Origin of the sequence: Streptomyces sp. PA03-1a, from assembly GCF_033792805.1 — a bacterium.
GTDB lineage: Bacteria > Actinomycetota > Actinomycetes > Streptomycetales > Streptomycetaceae > Actinacidiphila.
The window spans coordinates 1-18,613 of sequence record NZ_JARAVO010000195.1; the positions used below are offsets into that span (position 1 = coordinate 1).

Sequence of the window (18,613 nt, forward strand, 5' to 3'; positions counted from 1 at the left end):
CCGGATCCGGGACGTGGCTGCGGCGACCGCCGCGGCCAGCACCACCGGCGAGGATCCCGCCACCCCCGGCACCCCGTGGTGCTCCGACACCCAGAAGCGCCGGTAGCCCAGTTCCTCGGCGTGCCGCGCCAGCCACACCGTGTCCCGCAACGCCTGCGCGGGCTCGGCGCCCTCGCGGACGGGGGAGCGGTCGAGGATCGAGAACGGAATCGGGGGGAGCTGCGGTGCGATCACCTTTGGTGCAACGCCCACCGCGACGCGGGATTCCCGGGTGGCGGCGCCCCGGACGCCGCTCAGTCCTCCCGGCGGGCGTACGTCACCATCAGCACGCCGTTCTTGTGCGTCCGCACCTCGGTCACGTCGTACGCCTGCGGGGCGAAACCGCCCGCGAACAGCGGGACGCCGGCGCCCGCGACCACGGGGTTGAGCTTGACGACCAGCTCGTCGATCTCCGGGCGCAGCGAGGCCGCCAGCCGGCCGCCCCCGCACAGCCAGATGCCAGCCCCGTCCCGCCGCTTCAGCCCGCGCACGAACTCCAGCGGGTCACCGGAGACCAGCTCCACCGCGGGGTCCGGGCTCGCCGTCATGCTCCCGGACACCACGTACTGCCGCAGGTGCGGATAGGGACTGGTCAGCCCGAAGGGCAGCCCCACCTCGTACGTGGCCCGGCCCATCAGCACCGTGTCGAACCGCCGGTTCGGCGCGTCGGCGATGCCCAGCGGGCCGCGGGCCTGCGCCGGCAGGGTCTCCGGGTACTCGGCGAGGACCGTCTCCATGTGGTCGCCCACGGCCGCGAGGAAGTCGTACTCGCCCTCCGGCCCGGCCACGAACCCGTCGATCGTGGACGCCACGAAATACGTCAGCCTGCGCATGCTGCCCCCTGGTACGCGATGATCGTCGACCGGCGCCAAGGTAGTCCGTGGAGGGATCCCACCGCCACGCGATACCCCGGCCCCCGGAGTAGATTCGGTGACGACCCGCGGGGGACGGCGGGGGATGGCGGAGGCTGGGATGACGGAAGCCGCGGGCGCGACGGACCGGGCCGGGACGCTGACGCTGGGCGGGGCGAGCGGGCGATGGGTCCTCGCGGCGGTGGTCCTGGGCTCGGGCATGACCCTCCTCGACGGCACCGTCGTCAACGTCGCGCTCCCGACGATCGGCAAGGAGCTCGGCGCCACGCTCGCCGGTCTCCAGTGGACGATCAACGCCTACACGCTGACCCTCGCCGCGCTCATCCTGCTGGGCGGCTCGCTCGGCGACCGCTTCGGGCGGCGCAAGGTCTTCATGATCGGTACGGTGTGGTTCGCGCTGGCCTCCCTGCTGTGCGGCATCGCCCCCAGCATCGAGGTGCTGATCGCCGCCCGCGCCCTGCAGGGTGTCGGCGGGGCGCTGCTCACCCCCGGGTCGCTGGCCCTGATCCAGGCGTCCTTCGCGTCCCAGGACCGGGCCCGCGCGATCGGCGTGTGGTCGGGCCTGGGCGGCATCGCGGGGGCGCTGGGGCCGCTGCTCGGCGGCTGGCTGGTCGACGCCGTCAGCTGGCGCTGGGTGTTCTTCATCAACCTCCCGCTGGCCGTCCTGGTCATCGCGGTCGCCTCCCGGCACGTCCCGGAGAGCCGCGACGAGAGCGTCACCGGCGGCTTCGACGTCGCGGGCGCGGTGCTCGGTGCGGTCGGCCTCGCCGGGGTCACCTACGCCCTGATCTCCGCGGGCGGAAGCCACCCGGACATCGCCGCCGTCTGCGTCTCCGGCGTGGCGGGCCTGGCCGCGTTCGCGGGGTTCGTGGTGACCGAGCGGCGCAGCCCGCACCCGATGCTGCCGCCGAGGCTCTTCTCGAATCGCCAGTTCACCGCCGCGAACCTGGTCACCTTCGCGGTCTACGCGGCGCTCGGCGGCCTGTTCTTCTTCCTGGTGCTCGAGCTGCAGACCGAGGCCGGGTACTCCCCCCTGGCCTCCGGGACGGCGCTGCTGCCCATCACCGTCATCATGCTGGCGCTGTCCGAGCGCGCGGGTCGGCTCGCCGAGCGCATCGGGCCGCGGATCCCCATGACGGTCGGGCCGGCGGTCTCCGCCGTCGGCCTGCTGCTGATGCTGCGGATCGGCGCGGAGGCGTCGTACGTCGCCGACGTCCTGCCCGCGGTGTGCGTCTTCGCCCTGGGCCTGGCGGCCACGGTCGCCCCGCTCACCGCCACCGTCCTCGGCGCCGCCGAGGTACGGCTCGCGGGCACCGCGTCCGGTGTGAACAACGCCGTGGCCCGTGCGGCGGGCCTCCTCGCGGTGGCCGCCCTGCCGCTCATGGCCGGGCTCTCCGGCGACGACTACGAGGACCCGGCGGCCTTCGGCCACGGGTTCCGGGTCGCCGTGACGATCTGCGCCGGGATGCTCGTGGTGGGCTCGCTCCTCGCCTGGTTCGGCATCCGTTCCGACGTGCTCCGCGAGACCCCCGAGGAGCCGGCCAAGCCGGCTCCGGCGTGCAAGCACTACTGCGCCATCGGCGCTCCGCCCCTGCAGAGCGGCGAGGAGTCCGCATGCGGGACGGTGACCGGCGGCGGGCCGGACATGCGCAAGGACCGCCCCCCGGCCGGGTGACCCGCGCGACCGGGTCCGCGCCACCGGGTCCCGGCGCGACCGGGTCAGGGGGGGTCAGTACTCCTCGGACTCCGGTACGAGATGCATCGCGGCCTCTTCGGCGGAGGCGGCCGCCCCGTCGATGCCGATGTCCTGGGCGACCATGCCCTCGGTCTCGTAGTGCGCGCCCTCGTCGGGGGCGACCAGACGCCCGGCGCGCGGGCCCCCGACCTCGCCGTCGATCAGCTCCCCGTCGGTGTCCCACGCGTCCCCGATGCCGTCCCCGTCGGGGACCGGCAGGTCCGGGAGCTCCTCGGCCAGGCGTTCGTCGAGCGTCTCGCCCCGCAGGCGGCCCGCCGCGGTGATGGCGGGCTTGTTCACCGCCCAGGGCCGCTCCGGCGGTGAGTAGCCCTCGTCGAGTATCTGGTCGACACCGTGGTAGTCCAGGGTGTCCTCGGGCTCCAGCAGCCCGGCGTCGTCCTGTACCTCTGACCCGTCGGGCTGGTAGACCTCGTCACCCATCTCGTTCTCTCGCATGTCCGTCTCCTCGCTCACGCGCCGCCACCGCCTCGGCGCCGCCTCGCGGGCCGCGCGCCCCCTCTTTCCCTCCACACTCTTCCGTCCGGACGCCGATCGCCACCCGGAAGCGTGAAAAAGGTCGGTGCGGGAGCGTTCCCCGGACCTTCACCCGCTGTCCCGTGCCCCCGCTGCCCCGGCCGCGCCACCGTCATCCTGAGCGGCGGCCGGGGCAGCGGTCCGAGGACCCGGGCACCGGGGGTCAGCGTCGGGCGGACCGCCGGCCGACGGGACCGAAGTCGTCGTCGCAGTCGCGGCCGGAGAACCCGTGCGCGAAGCCCCTGACCACCCGGAAGGAGGCGGTGGTCTGGACGCGCGGCGGGCACCGCAGCGTCACGGTGTACCAGCCCGGCCGGGTGTGCTTCGGCACCCGGAAGCTGCCGGCCAGCAGGCCGCCGCCCCTGCCCAGGGGCAGCAGGTTGACCTGGCCGCCGGCTTCGGACTGGCCCTTGGAGTAGTTGGCGTCACGGCCGCAGGCCGTGGTGGTGACCATCAGCCGCATTCCGGGGACGGCGTAGTAGGGGGTGACCCATGCATTGGGGAAGTCGGAGGCAGGGGCGGAGGCGGAGGCGGTGGGAACGGTGAGACCGATGACGGCCGCGGCCATGGCGACACCGCCAAGAACGCGTGTTGTAGGCATGAGGCAGCTCCAGGTCGAACGGGCAGGGAGAGGAGCGGTCCCAGGGTGTCCGCTCCACGCGGAGCAAAACAGCACCGTGTGGGGCCTGCCACCCGAAAGCGGTGCTCACGGCGCCGAACGCGTCCCCGCCCGGCCCCGGCTCGCCACGTCACCGCAGGTCACGCCCCCTGCGGACGATCGCCTGCGAAAGTGGGCTGCCTTACCCGCAATCAGGTGACGGGCCGACAGGGATACGCTGCCGGAACAAGATTGACGGAGCATCAGAAAATAGGGGGGCATGCTTCCTCGTGGAGGCCGATCACCTCACGCAGCGCGTCCCGTGCCTCGTGGGAGCTGCCGCCCTGCTCCAGCAGCGCGGCGGCGATCGCGTCCAGCTTGCGCTGGACGGCGTGCTCGGCGCGGCGTTCGGCGTTCTTGAGCAGGGCGAGCAGCAGCAGCGTGACCGCCGTCATCAGATCCGCGGCGAACAGCTGCCACTTCAAGGGCAGCCCGAGGGCGTGGACGACGAGGAAGCCGGCCACCAGGAGCAGGCAGAGGCAGTAGAAGAGCGGCGACGCCGTGAAGTTGGACGTCGCCTCGGCGAGCCGCTCGAACCGGCCCCGTCCGCCGTCCTCGTCGGTCCGCTCGGCCGGATGCCGGAATGCGACGCCGTCCTCCCCGGGGGCTCGTCGACGATGGGCGGTGCGGTGCGCGGGACGTGCCCGGCCGGCCCGCGTCCGCGGACCGGCCGGATCCGGTCCGCGGTCAGCAGATGCGCGGCAACTGCTCGCCCAGCGGCAGGTCCACCACCCGCGTCCCGCCCAGGCCCGTACGGGCGACGACCATGCCCGCGTGGTCCGCCACGCACTCCCCGATGACCGCCGCGTCCGCGCCGAGCGGATGCGCGCGCATCGCGGCCAGCACCTTCTCGGCCACCGCGCGGGGCACGAAGGCGACGAGCCTGCCCTCGTTGGCGACGTACATCGGGTCCAGGCCCAGCACCGCGCAGGCGTTGGCCACCGCGGGTGGCACGGGCACCGCCCGCTCCTGCAGGACGACACCGACACCCGAGGCGGCCGCGATCTCGTTGAGGGCCGCCGCCAGACCGCCACGCGTGGGGTCGCGCAGCACGTGCACGTCCGTCGTGACGCGCAGCACGGCCTCGACGAGCCCGCCGAGCGCCGCCGTGTCGCTCTCGATCTCGACCCCGAACTCCAGGCCCTCGCGCACGCTCATCACGGCGACGCCGTGCGCCCCGATCTCCCCGCTGACGATGACCACGTCGCCCGGCGCCGCGCGCTGCGGACGGATGTCGACACCGTCGGGGATCAGACCGATGCCCGCGGTGTTGATGTACAGCCCGTCGCCGTGGCCGGCTTCGACGACCTTGGTGTCGCCGGTGACGACCTCCACCCCGGCGGTGCGCGCGGCCGCGCCGAGCGCCTCGGCGACCCGCGCCACCAGCGGCATCTCCACCCCCTCCTCCAGGATGAAGCCGCAGGAGAGGTAGGCGGCCCTGGCCCCGCTCATCGCCAGGTCGTTGACCGTGCCGTTGACGGCGAGGTCGCCGATGCTGCCGCCGGGGAAGAACAGCGGCCGCACCACGTAGGAGTCGGTGGAGAACGCCAGCCGGGCCCCGCCCAGCGTCACGGCCGCGGAGTCGGCGAGCCCGGCCAGCACCTCGCCGCCGAAGGCGGGGGCGAAGACGTACCGGACGAGTTCCGCGGACAGCGCGCCCCCGCCGCCGTGGCCCATCACCACCCGTGGCTGGTCGCGCAGCGGCGCCGGGCAGGTCCAGCCGGAGAAGTCCGGGGCGGCGAGGGTCTCTGCGATGTCAGCCAACGGGGCTCGCCTCCAGGGGTGCGCTGGTCCCGCCGAGCCGGCGGTAGAGGTAGTACGCGGCGCAGGCCCCCTCGCTGGAGACCATCGTGGCGCCCAGAGGCGTGCGGGGCGTGCAGGCACCGCCGAACGCCTCGCACTCGTGCGGCTTGATCAGGCCCTGCAGGACCTCGCCGCTGCGGCAGGCGGCCGGCTCCCGCGTGGTGATGCCCGTGACGGAGAACCGGTGCTCGGCGTCGTACTCGCGGTACCGCTCCGACAGCCGCCACCCGCTGTCGGGGATGACCCCGATGCCGCGCCAGGCGCGGTCGGTGACCTCGAAGACGTCCGCGAGCATCGCCTTCGCCGCGGGGTTGCCCTCCGGGCGCACGGCGCGCGGGTAGGCGTTCTCCACCCGGTACTCGCCGCGCTCCAGCTGGTGCACCGCCCGGCGTACGCCCTCCAGGATGTCCAGCGGTTCGAAGCCGGTGACGACGATCGGCACACCGAACCCGTCCGCCAGCTCCGGGTACTCCTCCGTCCCCATCACGCTGCACACATGACCGGCCGCCAGGAACCCCTGCACGCGGCAGTCCGACGAGCGCATGATCGCCTCGATCGCCGGGGGGACGCGCACGTGGGACACCAGCAGGCTGAAGTTGGCGATGCCGAGCTTCCGGGCCTGGTACACCGTCATCGCGTTGGGCGGGGCGGTGGTCTCGAACCCGATGCCGAAGAAGACGACCTCGCGGTCGGGGTTCTCCCGGGCGATCCGCAGGGCGTCCAGCGGGGAGTAGACGACGCGCACGTCACCGCCCTCGCCGCGGACGCCGAAGAGGTCGCGCCCGGTGCCGGGGACGCGCAGCATGTCGCCGAAGGAGCAGAAGATCACCCCGGGGCGGGAGGCGATCTCCAGTGCCTTGTCGATGACCTCCAGCGGGGTCACGCAGACCGGGCAGCCGGGGCCGTGGATGAGCTCCACCTCCTTCGGCAGGAGCTGGTCGATGCCGTGCCGGATGATGGTGTGGGTCTGGCCGCCGCACACCTCCATCAGCGCCCAGGGCCTGGTCACGGTCGCGTGGATGTCGTCCAGCAGCCTCCGCGCCAGCTCCGGGTCCTGGAACTCGTCGATGTACTTCACCGCTCCGCCTCCGCCGTCGTTCCCGCCTCGGCGGCCGCCTGCTGCCAGGGGTCGCCGAACTCCTCCTCCAGCAGCCCGAGGTTCCCGAAGAGGGCGAGCGTCTGCCGCGCCGACTCCTCGTCGAGCCGCTGCAACGCGAAGCCGACGTGGACGATGGCGTACTCGCCGACCTGGAGGTCGGGCAGGTACTCCAGGCACACGTCCTTCACCACGCCGCCGAAGTCGACGGTCGCCATCTTGGTGCCGTCCCGTTCCTCGATCTCCAGCACCTTGCCGGGTACCGCCAGGCACATCAGCTGTCTCCTCGCTGTGGGTGGGGGTTCGTGGGGCCGCCGCGGGCGGCGACGACCAACTGGCCGAGCGCCAGGCCTCCGTCGTTGGGCGGGACGAGCCGGTGGCGCAGCACCGTGAACCCGTCCTCGCGCAGGTCCCGCGCGCACGCGGAGGACAGCAGGGCGTTGGCGAAGACGCCGCCGCTGAGCGCCACGGTCGTGGTGCCCTCCGCCTCCCGAACGGCCGCGCACACCCGGCGCACCAGGTCGGCCACCGCCCGGTGGAAGCGCCCGGCGACCACCCCGGCGGGCACGCCCGCGTGCAGGTCGGCGACGACGGCCGCCAGCACCGGGCCGGGGTCGCAGGCGGTCGCTCCGTCGGCGCCGGCGCCGATGCGCAGGGTGAAGGCGTAGCCCTCCGTGGGCAGTCGGCCCGCCGCCACCGCCGCGGCCTCCAGTTCGACGGCGGCCTGCGCTTCGTACCCCGCCTCGTGGCACACCCCGGCCAGCGAGGCGACGGCGTCGAAGAGCCGGCCCATGCTGGAGGTCGGGACGCAGTGCAGCCCCCGTTCCAACTGGGCGGCCAGCACCGATCGTTCGTCCTCCGGGCAGGCGGCCGTGCAGGGCAGTTCCGGCGCCCAGGGCAGACCGGCCGCCCGCAGATGCGCCAGCGCCATCCGGTAGGGGCGGCGCACCGCCGCGTCCCCGCCGGGCAGCGGCACGTACGCCAGGTGCGCGGGGCGACGGAAGCCGTCGTAGTCGGCGAGCAGGAACTCACCGCCCCACACCGCGCCGTCGTCGCCGTGGCCCGTCCCGTCGAAGGCGACGCCGATCACCGGACGTGTCCCGTCCAGCCCTGCCTCGGCCATCGCCGCCGCGACGTGCGCGTGGTGGTGCTGCACCAGCCGCAGCGGCCGCTCGCCCGCGGAGCGCCGGGCCCAGCCCACCGAGCGGTAACCGGGGTGCCGGTCCGCGGCGAGCAGCACGGGCCTGACCCCGGTGATCTCCTCCAACTGGCGTTCGGCGGCCGTGAAGGCGGTCAGCGTCGCCAGGTCGTCCATGTCGCCGACGTGGGCCGACAGCCAGGCGTGCCGTCCCTCGCCCACGCAAAAGGTGTTCTTCAGGTCGCCGCCCACGGCGAGCGCCGGTGCCACCTGCACGGGCAGGGGCACCGGGAAGGGCGCGTAACCGCGCGAGCGGCGTACGGGCAGTTCCTCGCCGTCGCAGATCCGCACCACCGAGTCGTCGCACGGCACATGGATGGGCCGGTCGTGCGTCAGCCATGCGTCGGCCAGGCCCGCCAGCCGTTCCAGCGCCTGCTCGTCGTCGGTGACGATGGGCTCCCCGCCCAGGTTGCCGCTGGTCATCACCAGCAGCCGGGGCCCCGGGGGATCGCCCGGCAGCCCCAGCAGCAGATGGTGGACCGGCGTGTACGGCAGCATGACCCCGAGGTCGGCGACCCGCGGCGCCACGGCCTCCGCGACCCCGCGCACCCCCGCGCGCCGCCGCAGCAGGACGATCGGCCGACGCGCGCCGGTCAGCAACTCCCGCTCCGCCGGGCCGACCTGGGCCAGCCGCTTCACGTCCGCGACGTCCCGCGCCATCAGGGCGAACGGCTTGTCGCCGCGGTCCTTGCGGGCCCGCAGCAGCCGTACGCTCTCCTCGTTGCCCGCGTCGCAGGCCAGGTGGTAGCCGCCCAGGCCCTTCACCGCGACGACCGCGCCCGCCGCCAGCAGCCGCCGTGCCTCCGCGAGCGGTTCGCCCTGCCATGTCGTGCCGTCCGTGCCGTCCGCGCCCTTCGTGCCGGGCAGGACCAGCCGCAGCCGGGGACCGCAGTCGTGGCAGGAGACGGGCTGGGCGTGGAAGCGGCGGTCGGCGGGGTCCTCGTACTCGGCCCGGCACGTCGCGCACATCGGGAACCGGGCCATCGTGGTGTTGGGCCGGTCGTACGGCAGGCCGGTGACGATCGTGAAGCGCGGCCCGCAGTGCGTGCAGGTGATGAACGGGTGCCGGTGGCGGCGGTCCGCGGGGTCGCGCAGCTCGGCCAGGCACGCCTCGCAGGTGGCGGTGTCGGGGGAGACCAGGGTGCGGGAGGCCGCGTCGCCGGGGCGCGAGGGGCTGATGGTGAAGTCCGTGCCGCCCGCGAGGGGGAGCAGATGATGGGAGACCGACTCCACCACCGCCAGCGGCGGCGCTTCGGAGCCGATCCGTGTGCAGAAGGACGCCACCGCGCGGGGGGTGCCCTCGACCTCGGCGACCACCCCGTCGCCGGTGTTGCCGACGTGGCCCGCGAGCCCCAGCTCACGGGCCAGACCGAACACGAACGGCCGGAAGCCCACTCCCTGCACGACCCCCCGGACCAGCACCCTGCGGCGCTGCGCGGTCCGGGCCGCGGGCCCCGGCTGACCCGGCATCAGTGCGTGTGGCCCACGGAGTGGGTGTGCCCGGCGGCGTCCTGGTGCGGGTGCTCGTGCGGGTGCTCGTGCGCATGGGTGTGCCCGTGCGCGTGGCCGTTCTCCACGGCGGTGCGCGCCATCACCGGACGGTGGACCGCGGCCCCCGCGTGCACGGCCAGCGCCCGCTCCAGCAGCACGCCCGCGCCGTCGCCGTCCCGCGTGGACGTGACGACCACCTCCACGCCCGGGTTGACCTGGGCGACGGCCGCCAGGAAGGCCGCCTCGTCGAAGCCGGCCGCCTCGGCGATGTCGTGCTTCGTCACGATCACCAGATGCGCCAGGCCGAAGGCCGTCGGGTACTTCAGCGGCTTGTCCTCGCCCTCGGTGACCGATGCCAGCACCACGCGCAGTGACTCGCCGAGGTCGTACGAGGCGGGGCAGACGAGGTTGCCGACGTTCTCCACGAACAGCAGGTGCGTGCCCTCCGGCAGCCAGGAGTCCACCTGCGACCGCACCATCGCCGACTCCAGGTGGCACAGCCCGTCGGTGAGCACCTGCCGCACCGGGGCACCTGAGCGGGCCAGCCGGGTCGCGTCGTTCTCGGTGGCCAGGTCGGCGGTGAGCGCCGCCACCGGCACCCCCCGCAACCGGGCCAGCCCCAGTTCCGACTCCAGCAGCGCCGTCTTGCCGCTGCCCGGGCTCGACAGCAGGTTCACCATGACGGTTCCGCGTGCGGCCAGTTCCCGGCGCAGATCCTGTGCGCCACGGTCGTTCCTGGCGAGCACGGACTGCTGCAGATCGGTCACTTTGCACATGGTCCTCAGCGCTCCTCGGGGAGTGTGGCGGCCGGCCGGCGCTGCGCGGCCCACCGCACCTCGGTGATCCGCAGTTCACGGCCGGACAGCAGCTCCGTCGCCGCGCTGTCACAGCCGGGACAGGTCAGCCGCGGGGGCATGCCGGTGGGCCAGTCCCGCGCGCAGCGCGCACAGCGGGCCCGGCCGGGGACGGTCTCGGTGGTGAGGGCCGCGCCCTCCAGTACGGTGCCGGTGCAGGCGAGGTCGAAGCTGAAGGCGAGGGCGTCCGCCACGACACCGGCGAGTTCGCCGACCTCCAGGTGGACGGACTCCGCGGAGGGCGCCGCCCCCGTACCGTCCGCGAGCTGGGCGGCGGCCTCCTCGACCTGCTCCACCACCGCCACTGCGATGGACATCTCGTGCATCGGTCTCTTCTCCGGTGTGCGGGTGCCGGCCGGGCCCCGGCTGCCGGCGCGCCCGGTGGGCGGTGCCGGCGGCTGACGCGGCTCATTGAAGGCCCGGCGCCCGGGGCACCCGGCCCGCCACGCCGCCGGGGCGGCGACGGCCTACCCGTTCGGCCTCACATGGACCGGATGTGCAGGTAGCGCTTCACGTCGGGCAGGACGCGGGACAAGGCGAGGGCGGCCACGGCCGCGCCCACCGCGCTCAGGGCGATCTTCCACATGGCGGGGTGCTCCTTTCTGCTCGTTGCCGGGATCTGTGGCGCGGCGGGCCGGTCAGGCCACCGCGTGCGGGTCCGCGGGCCGGTCGCACTCCTCACCGACGACCCGCAGCACCAGGCGTACGGCCTCGTCCACGGCGGCGGCCACGGGAGCGCTCAGACCGATGCCCTCCTCCAGGCAGGCCGGCTCGCAGCCCACCACCAGGACCCGGGAGGGCCTGGGGGCATCCGTCCCGGCGCTGAGGGTGTCGAGCAGCGCCAGTACGGTGTCCGGGGTCATCCGGTGCCCGTCCACGAGGGCCTCGCCCGGGCCGTCGCCGCCGGGCGGCGGAGCCTCGATGAGGTGCAGCGTGCCGGGGGAGCCGCCGCGCGCGACGGCGTCGACGAGGACCACGCTGCGGTACCCGTCGAGGAGCTGGTAGGCCAGGTGCACGCCCCGCACGCCGGTGTCGGTGACGTGGACGCCGTCGGGCAGCGGGTGCCCGGACAGCCGGCGCACCACTTCGACGCCGAAGCCGTCGTCACCCAGGAAGATGTTGCCGATGCCGGCGACCAGCACGCCGCCCGTGCTCACGCGTCCTCCAGGGGAGCGAGTTCGTCGGGCTGGAAGTACAGGAACCGGCCCTGTTCGCGGCGGATCTCCGCGCCGGGGTCGCCGTCGACGGTGACCGCGAGGTGCACCCCGCCGTCCACGTCGTGCAGCACCGCCTCCACCTGGGCGCTGCGCCCGTGCAGGAACAGGTCCTGTGCGTCGGTGCGCCGCCGTCCCGGCTGCAGTACGACCCGGCTGCCCGCGGCCACCCAGGTGTCGCCCACCATCACGCGGTCCCGGGCCGGGTCGACCGAGGCGTCGGCGCCGGGGTCCCACCAGGGGGTCCGGGGAGCCGCGGCGGGCGGGCCTGCCGGATCGGTGACCTCGCGCAGCGCGCGCACGGCCCCGTGCAGACGCTCCATCACCTCCGGCGGCATGGACTCGGCCAGGTCGATCACCGCGGCGGCCCGGTCGTCCGTACCGCGCGCCTGCCGCTTCTCCTCGTCGGTGAGGGCGGCGGTGCGCAGCGCCAGGATCTCGTCGATCTCGGTGGCGTCGTAGAGCGCCCCCGGGCTCTCCGGGGCGATCCGCGGATGGTCCTCCAGGATGATGGGGGAGGAGAGCACCACGTTCGCCGCGCCGTGGTCGCCCGCCAGCACCGGCCAGGTGTTCTCGTTGCGGCACTCGGCGACGGCGGCCTTCGCCCATTCCGGCGGGTCCGTCATCGACACGAAGTAGCCGGAGGTCAGGCCCAGCATCAGATGGGCCGAGACCAGCGCGTGCGGCAGTGCCTCCTCGCGGCTGGAGGCCAGGGCGCACCCGGTGTTCTCCGCGACGGCGGTGAGCCTCAGCACCCGGTAGGGGCCGGGCAGTTCCTCGGCGGAGATCCGCAGGACGCCCTCCAGGCGTGCCCGGCAGCGCAGGACGCGCCCGGCGGGGCTGCCGTCGGCGCCGGTGACGATCTCGCTCTCCTCCGTCGCGGGGACGCTGAAGGGCAGGACGACGTCCTCGGCGGTCAGCGCCGCGACGTCGACGGACACCTCGACGCGTTCCTCCACGCCCTCGTCCCACGGGACCAGCACCCGGTCCGGCAGCTGGAGTTCGTCGGTGGGCTCGAACTCGCCGTCGCTCAGGATCCGTTCCACCGTGCGCCGCTGGGCGTGCAGGAAGCGCAGTTCCGCGTGGAGCGCGGCGTCCGCGCGCGGCTCCATGAGGATCTGGGTCCGCTGCAGGACGGGTTCGCCGGACGCGTCCGCCCACACCGGGGGCACGAGCACCCCGAACTGCCAGCGCATCCGGTTCTTCGCCGAGGACGCCCGGTACGGGTAGAGCACGTAGCCCTCGAACAGGACGGCGTCGGCGGCCTGACGGGCCGTCGCGAAGCGTTCCGTGGCGGCCGTCACCGGGCGGCACCTCCCGCCGGGGCGGCGGCGCCGGCGAGCAGGGCCTCGACGGTCGCCTCCCAGGAGGGCAGCGCGTTCGCGCTGCGGAAGGACCGCAGCGACTCCAGCGCCGTACGCGGGAGCCGGATCCAGCCGCACCCCGGGAAGTGGGCGTCGATGGTCTCGCGCCACACCGCCACCGGCATACGGCACACGGCCTCCTTGTCCCAGGGCACCGGCTGCACCTGGAAGCCGGCCGGGCCGAGGAAGGCGGTGCCGGAGAAGAGCAGCAGCAGCGGCGCCTCGCCGTCCTCCAGGGCCTCGAAGTACTTCGTCGAGGCGACGTCCATGTCGTAGGTGCACGGCACCGGCAGGTCCACCTCGGTCTCGCCGGTGAAGCCCGGCACCATCAGCGACACCTGGGCGAACTGCATCGGCTGCAGCGTGCTGCCCCACCGCTCACGCTCGCCGAACAGATCGCCGAGGCCCTGCGCCTCGGCCTCGCCGTACGCCCGCTGCGCCGGTTCGATGCGCAACTGGCAGCGCAGCGCGAGGGCGTGCACCCGTTCCCCGCCAGGGGCGGTGATGCGCAGCCGGAAGACCAGCGTTGGTCCGGCGGCGTACCGGTCCGCCCGTACGCCCGTGCAGGCGAAGTCCAGCTCGGTCACGTCGGCAACCCCTCCCGCGGCACCGGTGCGGCCCGCTGTCGTACGTCGTCGAAGAAGGCGGCCAGTTCGGCGCGGGCGCCGGAACCGCCGTCGAACCCCTGCCAGTTCAGGCGCAGCCGGCCCACCAGCTCGTAGGCCCGGTCGACCGGGAGGAGGAAGCACTCGCCCCCGTCGCCCCCGTCGCCGTCCCGGCGGACGAGCAGCGCCTCCACGTCCGGCCGCAGCGCGGCCGCCAGCGGCGAGTCGCCGAAGACCTCCCGCCAGGTGCCCGGATCGACCTCGCTCTCGGTGGCGCCGGCCGGGCTCGGGTAGAGGACCACCGGCCGGTCGAGCACCGAGTTGTGGAAGAAGAAGGCGACCGAGACGGGGATGCGCAGCCGCTGCCAGGAGGCCGTGCCGGGCACCGAGCCCGGGTCACTGAGCACCCGGTCGGGCACGGAAGCGAAGCGGCCCCCGCCGGCGCCGGGCCGTTCGAAGAGCAGCGCGCACGGTACGCAGGCGCAGGCCAGCGCGCGCTTGCCGGTGTCGACCAGGTGCCGGTGGGGTCCCGTCAGCTCCACCCCGCACAGCTCGCAGCGCTCGATCGCGGGCTGCCGGGGCGCCACGAAACGGCGCAGTCCGGCCGCGGGGGTCCGCGGGCTCACGGCGCCCCCGGTGGACGGTTGCCGATCTGCAGCAGCGCGGGCTCGCCCGCCGCCGGGCCTGAGCGCGGCATCTCGACCACCGTCACCTCGGGCGCGAAGCAGGACAGTGCGGCCTCGATGCGCTGCCGGGTGGCGTCCATGGTGCTGGGGCAGCCGCAGCCGCCGTCCTCGCGGGCGTTCAGCCGCAGCGTGCCGGTCTCGGGGTCGAAGTGCTCGATGCCCACCGTCGCCCCGGCGCGCGCCGCTTCGACGGCGCGGCCGACCCGGGTGAGGGTGTCCTCGGGGTGCAGGTCGTGCAGGGTCAGCAGACCCGCCACCATCTCGTCGGCGATCAGCACGGCGAGCGGGTCGGCCGTGCCGTTCTTGAGGAGCGTGACGGCGCGCGTCAGGCCCGCGCCGTAGAACTCCATGAGGGTGCGCACCAGTTCCTCGGCGGCGCGTGCCGTCTCGCCGTCGCCGGAGGCCGCGAACGCGTCGAGGATCTCCTCGACGCGCCGCGCCGTCTGCTCCGCGCTCATCCGGCCATGCCGCTCAGACCGGTGGGGACGTGGAGCTTCTCCACGGTGCGCCCGCCGCCGACGTACATGTGGACGCCGCACGGCAGACACGGGTCGAAGCTGCGCACGGCCCGCATGATGTCGATGCCCTTGAAGTTCTCGGGGGAGTTCTCCTCGAAGATCGGGGTGTTCTGCACCGCGTCCTCGTACGGGCCCGGGGTGCCGTAGCTGTCGCGCACGCTGGCGTTCCACGGGGTCGGCGGGTACGGGTGGTAGTTGGCGATCTTGCCGTCGCGGATGACCATGTGGTGCGAGAGCACACCGCGCACCGCCTCGGTGAATCCCACGCCGATGCTCTCGTCCGGGACCTCGAACTTCTCCCACGTCTGGGTGCGGCCCGCGCGGACCTCCTCCAGCCCCATCTCGGCGAAGTGCAGGGCGCAGGCGGCGGCGTAGGCCTGGAAGTACGTGCGGGCCCGGTTGCGCTCCAGGGCGTTGCTCCACTGCGGGATCTTCCACTCGAAGGTGGTCTCCGGCTTGGTGAGCGTCCTGGGCAGGTTGATCAACACGCTGTGCCCGGTGGCCTTCACGTACCCCAGGTCGACCAGTCCGTTGAGCGCGGTGGACCACAGCCGGGCGAGCGGGCCGCCGCCGGTGTCCAGCGCCAGGTGCTCCTTGCCGTCGAACCAGCGCGGGGACATCACCCAGCTGTACTTGTCGCCGAAGTCGCGCTTCTGGGGCGCCGGGATGGTGTGCTGGTTCCACGGGTGCCGCGGGTCGACCGGGTTGCCGAGCGGGTCGTGGGTGACGAACTGTTGCTGGCCCTCCCAGTCCTGGTAGTAGGAGCTGCCCAGCAGGATGCGGATGCCCAGGTTGATCTGCGTGAGGTCGTTGGTGACCAGCTTCCCGTCCACCACGATGCCGGGGGAGACGAACATCTTCCGTCCCCAGTCGGTCATGTTCGCGTACGTGAAGTCGCAGTGCTCGGGGTCGTTGAACGCGCCCCAGCAGCCGAGCATGACGCGGCGGCGGCCGACCTCCTCGTAGCCGGGCAGGGCTTCGTAGAAGAAGTCGAAGAGGTCGTCGTGGAGCGGCACGACGCGCTTCATGAACTCCACGTACCGCATCAGCCGGGTGAGGTAGTCGGTGAACAACTGCACCGACGCGATGGTGCCGACGCCGCCCGCGTAGAGGGTGGAGGGGTGGACGTGCCGGCCCTCCATCAGACAGAACATCTCGCGGGTGTAGCGGCTGACCTGCAGCGCCTCGCGGTAGAACTCTCCCTCGAGCGGGTTGAGCGAGCGCATGATGTCGCCGATGGTGCGGTAGCCGTGCTCGGAGGCGTGCGGGGCCTCGGTGCGGTTGGCCTGCTCCAGGACGCCCGGGTTGGTCTCGCGGACCATCTTCTCGCAGTAGTCGACCCCGACCAGGTTCTCCTGGAAGATGTTGTGGTCGAACATGAACTCCGCGGCCTCGCCGAGGTTGATGATCCACTCGCCGAGGTGCGGCGGCTTCACCCCGTACGCCATGTTCTGCGTGTAGACCGAGCAGGTGGCGTGGTTGTCGCCGCAGATGCCGCAGATCCGGCTGGTGATGAAGTGCGCGTCGCGGGGGTCCTTGCCCCGCATGAAGACGCTGTAGCCGCGGAAGACCGACGAGGTGCTGTAACACTCCGCGACGCGCTTCTGCTTGAAGTCGATCTTCGTGTGGATACCGAGGCTGCCCACGATCCGGGTGATCGGATCCCAGGACATCTCCATCAGGCCACTGCCGTCTCCGGCCGTCTTCGTCTTCGGAGCCATGGTGTGTGCGTGCCCTTCGTCAAGCGGGGGAGGGGGTGGTCAGTGGCCGGGGCGGTGCCGTGAGGTCACCAGGGCGCCTTGTAGCCGGTGGTGAGCTTCCGGCCGGTGTGACGCCACTTGGGCTCCTTGTCCACGGTCCTGGCCGTGATGGAGCGCAGCCGCCGGATCGCCGCGCCGTACGCGCCGCTGGCGGTGCTGGACAGCCGCGCGCCGGGGGGCTCGTCCATGAACGGCATGAACATGTCCGGGAAGCCGGGCATGGTGCAGGCGATGCAGATGCCGCCGACGTTGGGGCAGCCGCCGATGCCGTCCATCCAGCCGCGCTTGGGGACGTTGCACTTCACGACCGGGCCCCAGCAGCCGATCTTCACCAGGCACTGCGGCGAGTCGTAGCGGTCGGCGAACTGGCCCTGTTCGTAGTAGCCCGCCCGGTCGCAGCCCTCGTGCACGGTCGCGCCGAACAGCCATGCCGGGCGCAGCTTGTCGTCCAGCGGGATCATCGGCGCGGAGCCGGCCGCCTGGTAGAGCAGGTACGTCAGCGTCTCGGCGAAGTTGTCCGGCTGGATGGGGCAGCCGGGTACGCAGACGATCGGGATGCCCGCCTTCGACTTCCACTCCCAGCCCAGGTAGTCCGGCACGCCCATGGCGCCGGTCGGGTTGCCCTCCATGGCGTGGATGCCCCCGTAGGTGGCACACGTGCCGATGGCGACCACGGCCAGGGCCTTGGGCGCGAGCCGGTCGATCCACTCGCTGGTGGTGATCGGCTGGCCCGTCTCGGGGTTGTCGCCGAAACCGCACCAGTAGCCCTCCGCCTTGATCGCCTCGTTGGGGACGGACCCCTCGACGACCAGGACGAACGGATCGATCTCGCCGCGCTCGGCCTTGAAGAACCACTCGATGAAGGTGTCGGCGCCCCCGACCGGACCGCACTCGAAGTCGATCAGCGGCCAGTGCACCTGGATCTTGGGGAGCCCGGGAAGGCCGCCCAGGACGATCTCCTCGATGCTGGGCAACGTCGCGGCGGTCAGCGACACCGAGTCGCCGTCGCAACTGAGCCCCGCGTTGATCCAGAGAATGTGGATCGGGGCCTGCTCGTCCCCGGCTGCCGGGGTACGCGCGGCGTCGTTCTTGGTCGAAGCAGTCGCATCCATCGGGATGCCTCCTCATCGAGCGACAAATGCCACATAAAGGCATCTATCCCCCTTGATAGCGAGTGGCTCGCCGGGAGGGGATGTCGAAGAGGGCCAATACGGTGACCGCCCCGCGATCCGCGCAGCCGCCCCTCAGGGGCAGGAGGCCGCCGACGCCTCCCGCAGGTGCGCTGGGGTGCCGGCGGGGGTGCGGCGGTGGACGAAGGCGGAGCGGAGGGCGTGGTACGGGGACCGGGGGTCGAAGAAGGCCTCGCGCATGCGGGACAGCTCCTCGGCGCGGTGGGACGCCAGGGGGCGCTCCGCCTCGCGGCGCTCGGTCTCCGCCTTCTTGGCGGCGATCCTGGGCTGGGTCCCGGCCGTACGGGCCAGGCGGGCCGCGAGGCGGGCGACGTCGGCGCCGAACTCCTGCGGGCCGCACATCAGCAGTCGGTCCACCAGGCCGATCCGCAGCGCGGCGGCCGCGCCGACCGGGAGCGCCTGCTCCGTCAGGCGCGCGGTCATGGCGGGGCCGACCCGGTGGGGCAGGGTGTACGTCCAGTACTCGGAGCCGTACAGGCCCATCAGGCGGTAGTGCGGGTTGAGCACCGCGCCCTGGCGGCACCAGACCTCGTCGGCGGCGAGGGCGAGCATCACGCCGCCCGCGCCCGCGTTGCCGCCGAGCGCGGCGACCACCAGGCGGTCGGTGGTGGTGAGGACCGCTTCGACCAGGTCGTCGATGGCGGTGATGTTCGCCCAGGACTCGGCGCCCGGGTCCGCGGCGGCCTCGATGGTCTTGAGGTCGATGCCGTTGGAGAAGACGTCCCGGGTGCCGCCCAGCACGAGTACCGAGGTGGGCCGCGTGCAGGCGTGGCGGTACGCGGTGAGGAGCCGGCGGCAGTCGGCGGCGGACATCGCGCCGCCCGCGAACGTGAACGACAGGACGCCCGCCGCGCCGTACTCGCGGTAGCGGATGTCGGCCCAGGTGGCACGGTCGCCGGCGAGCTCGGGGGGCAACGGTTCCTCCGGCAGCGGCGGCAGGAGCGCGCCGAGGGCGGTGACGGCGGGCAGCGCGAACGTGGGCGGGCCGCCGTCACC

Annotated in this window: 20 protein-coding genes and 1 pseudogene; 1 reads left to right on the forward strand and 20 read right to left on the reverse strand. The window is 73.3% G+C overall.

What is annotated here, in order from left to right:
• On the reverse strand, positions 1–252 hold a 252-nt coding region (locus tag PV341_RS33360; protein ID WP_500359786.1), incomplete at its 3' end, for an LLM class flavin-dependent oxidoreductase.
• Positions 253–293: 41 nt separating this feature from the next.
• Positions 294–872 (reverse strand): dihydrofolate reductase family protein, encoded by a 579-nt coding sequence (locus PV341_RS33365; RefSeq protein WP_500359787.1) that lies wholly within the window; start codon positions 870–872, stop codon positions 294–296.
• 139 nt (positions 873–1,011) lie between these two features.
• On the opposite strand from PV341_RS33365, the gene PV341_RS33370 reads away from it, so the two are divergent.
• The gene (locus PV341_RS33370; RefSeq protein WP_500359789.1) at positions 1,012–2,586 is read left to right on the forward strand and encodes a DHA2 family efflux MFS transporter permease subunit; all 1,575 of its coding nucleotides are present in this window, start codon (positions 1,012–1,014) and stop codon (positions 2,584–2,586) included.
• A 54-nt stretch (positions 2,587–2,640) separates the two neighbouring features.
• On the opposite strand, the gene PV341_RS33375 is transcribed toward PV341_RS33370, so the two are convergent.
• The 18 genes and pseudogenes from PV341_RS33375 to PV341_RS33460 form a co-directional block, all read right to left on the reverse strand.
• A complete protein-coding gene (locus PV341_RS33375; protein ID WP_499509595.1) occupies positions 2,641–3,102 on the reverse strand; it encodes a DUF5709 domain-containing protein in 462 nt (153 codons plus the stop codon).
• A 241-nt stretch (positions 3,103–3,343) separates the two neighbouring features.
• Positions 3,344–3,781 carry a sortase gene (locus PV341_RS33380; protein ID WP_499509594.1) on the reverse strand — a complete coding sequence of 146 codons (438 nt, stop codon included), beginning with the start codon at positions 3,779–3,781 and terminating at the stop codon, positions 3,344–3,346.
• Positions 3,782–4,041: 260 nt separating this feature from the next.
• A pseudogene (locus tag PV341_RS33385) lies at positions 4,042–4,362 on the reverse strand (hypothetical protein); the annotation flags it as partial.
• Between the two features lie 163 nt (positions 4,363–4,525).
• Positions 4,526–5,593 (reverse strand): hydrogenase expression/formation protein HypE, encoded by a 1,068-nt coding sequence (gene hypE / locus PV341_RS33390; RefSeq protein ID WP_500359794.1) that lies wholly within the window; start codon positions 5,591–5,593, stop codon positions 4,526–4,528.
• A 1-nt stretch (position 5,594) separates the two neighbouring features.
• Positions 5,595–6,719, reverse strand: a complete 1,125-nt coding sequence (gene hypD / locus PV341_RS33395; protein WP_500324047.1) for a hydrogenase formation protein HypD — start codon at positions 6,717–6,719, stop codon at positions 5,595–5,597.
• Positions 6,716–7,012, reverse strand: coding sequence for a HypC/HybG/HupF family hydrogenase formation chaperone (locus tag PV341_RS33400; RefSeq protein ID WP_500324048.1), 297 nt, complete (start codon positions 7,010–7,012; stop codon positions 6,716–6,718). The genes hypD and PV341_RS33400 overlap by 4 nt, the downstream gene beginning before the upstream one ends.
• Complete coding sequence (gene hypF, locus PV341_RS33405; protein WP_500324049.1) at positions 7,012–9,405, reverse strand: carbamoyltransferase HypF; 2,394 nt, start codon at positions 9,403–9,405, stop codon at positions 7,012–7,014. The genes PV341_RS33400 and hypF overlap by 1 nt, the downstream gene beginning before the upstream one ends.
• Complete coding sequence (gene hypB, locus PV341_RS33410; protein ID WP_500324050.1) at positions 9,405–10,202, reverse strand: hydrogenase nickel incorporation protein HypB; 798 nt, start codon at positions 10,200–10,202, stop codon at positions 9,405–9,407. Before hypB ends, hypF begins: the two co-directional genes overlap by 1 nt.
• A 5-nt stretch (positions 10,203–10,207) precedes the next feature.
• Positions 10,208–10,606, reverse strand: coding sequence for a hydrogenase maturation nickel metallochaperone HypA/HybF (locus tag PV341_RS33415; protein ID WP_500359790.1), 399 nt, complete (start codon positions 10,604–10,606; stop codon positions 10,208–10,210).
• Between the two features lie 155 nt (positions 10,607–10,761).
• On the reverse strand, positions 10,762–10,866 hold the full coding sequence (locus tag PV341_RS33420) for a DUF6893 family small protein (protein ID WP_499509588.1): 105 nt from the start codon (positions 10,864–10,866) through the stop codon (positions 10,762–10,764).
• Positions 10,867–10,918: 52 nt separating this feature from the next.
• A complete protein-coding gene (locus tag PV341_RS33425) occupies positions 10,919–11,437 on the reverse strand; it encodes a hydrogenase maturation protease (RefSeq protein WP_500324051.1) in 519 nt (172 codons plus the stop codon).
• A complete protein-coding gene (locus PV341_RS33430; RefSeq protein WP_500359791.1) occupies positions 11,434–12,798 on the reverse strand; it encodes a hypothetical protein in 1,365 nt (454 codons plus the stop codon). The genes PV341_RS33425 and PV341_RS33430 overlap by 4 nt, the downstream gene beginning before the upstream one ends.
• Complete coding sequence (locus PV341_RS33435) at positions 12,795–13,445, reverse strand: DUF6084 family protein (RefSeq protein WP_500324053.1); 651 nt, start codon at positions 13,443–13,445, stop codon at positions 12,795–12,797. The genes PV341_RS33430 and PV341_RS33435 overlap by 4 nt, the downstream gene beginning before the upstream one ends.
• Positions 13,442–14,089: a DUF5947 family protein gene (locus PV341_RS33440; protein WP_500324054.1), complete on the reverse strand. Its 648-nt coding sequence runs from the start codon at positions 14,087–14,089 to the stop codon at positions 13,442–13,444. Before PV341_RS33440 ends, PV341_RS33435 begins: the two co-directional genes overlap by 4 nt.
• Complete coding sequence (locus tag PV341_RS33445; protein WP_499509583.1) at positions 14,086–14,607, reverse strand: NifU-related iron-sulfur-binding protein; 522 nt, start codon at positions 14,605–14,607, stop codon at positions 14,086–14,088. Before PV341_RS33445 ends, PV341_RS33440 begins: the two co-directional genes overlap by 4 nt.
• A complete protein-coding gene (locus tag PV341_RS33450; RefSeq protein ID WP_500324055.1) occupies positions 14,604–16,388 on the reverse strand; it encodes a nickel-dependent hydrogenase large subunit in 1,785 nt (594 codons plus the stop codon). The genes PV341_RS33445 and PV341_RS33450 overlap by 4 nt, the downstream gene beginning before the upstream one ends.
• 65 nt (positions 16,389–16,453) lie before the next feature.
• Positions 16,454–17,539: an NADH-quinone oxidoreductase subunit B family protein gene (locus PV341_RS33455; RefSeq protein WP_500324056.1), complete on the reverse strand. Its 1,086-nt coding sequence runs from the start codon at positions 17,537–17,539 to the stop codon at positions 16,454–16,456.
• Between the two features lie 132 nt (positions 17,540–17,671).
• Positions 17,672–18,613 (reverse strand): enoyl-CoA hydratase/isomerase family protein (locus PV341_RS33460; protein ID WP_500359792.1); only part of this gene is annotated, 942 nt, incomplete at its 5' end.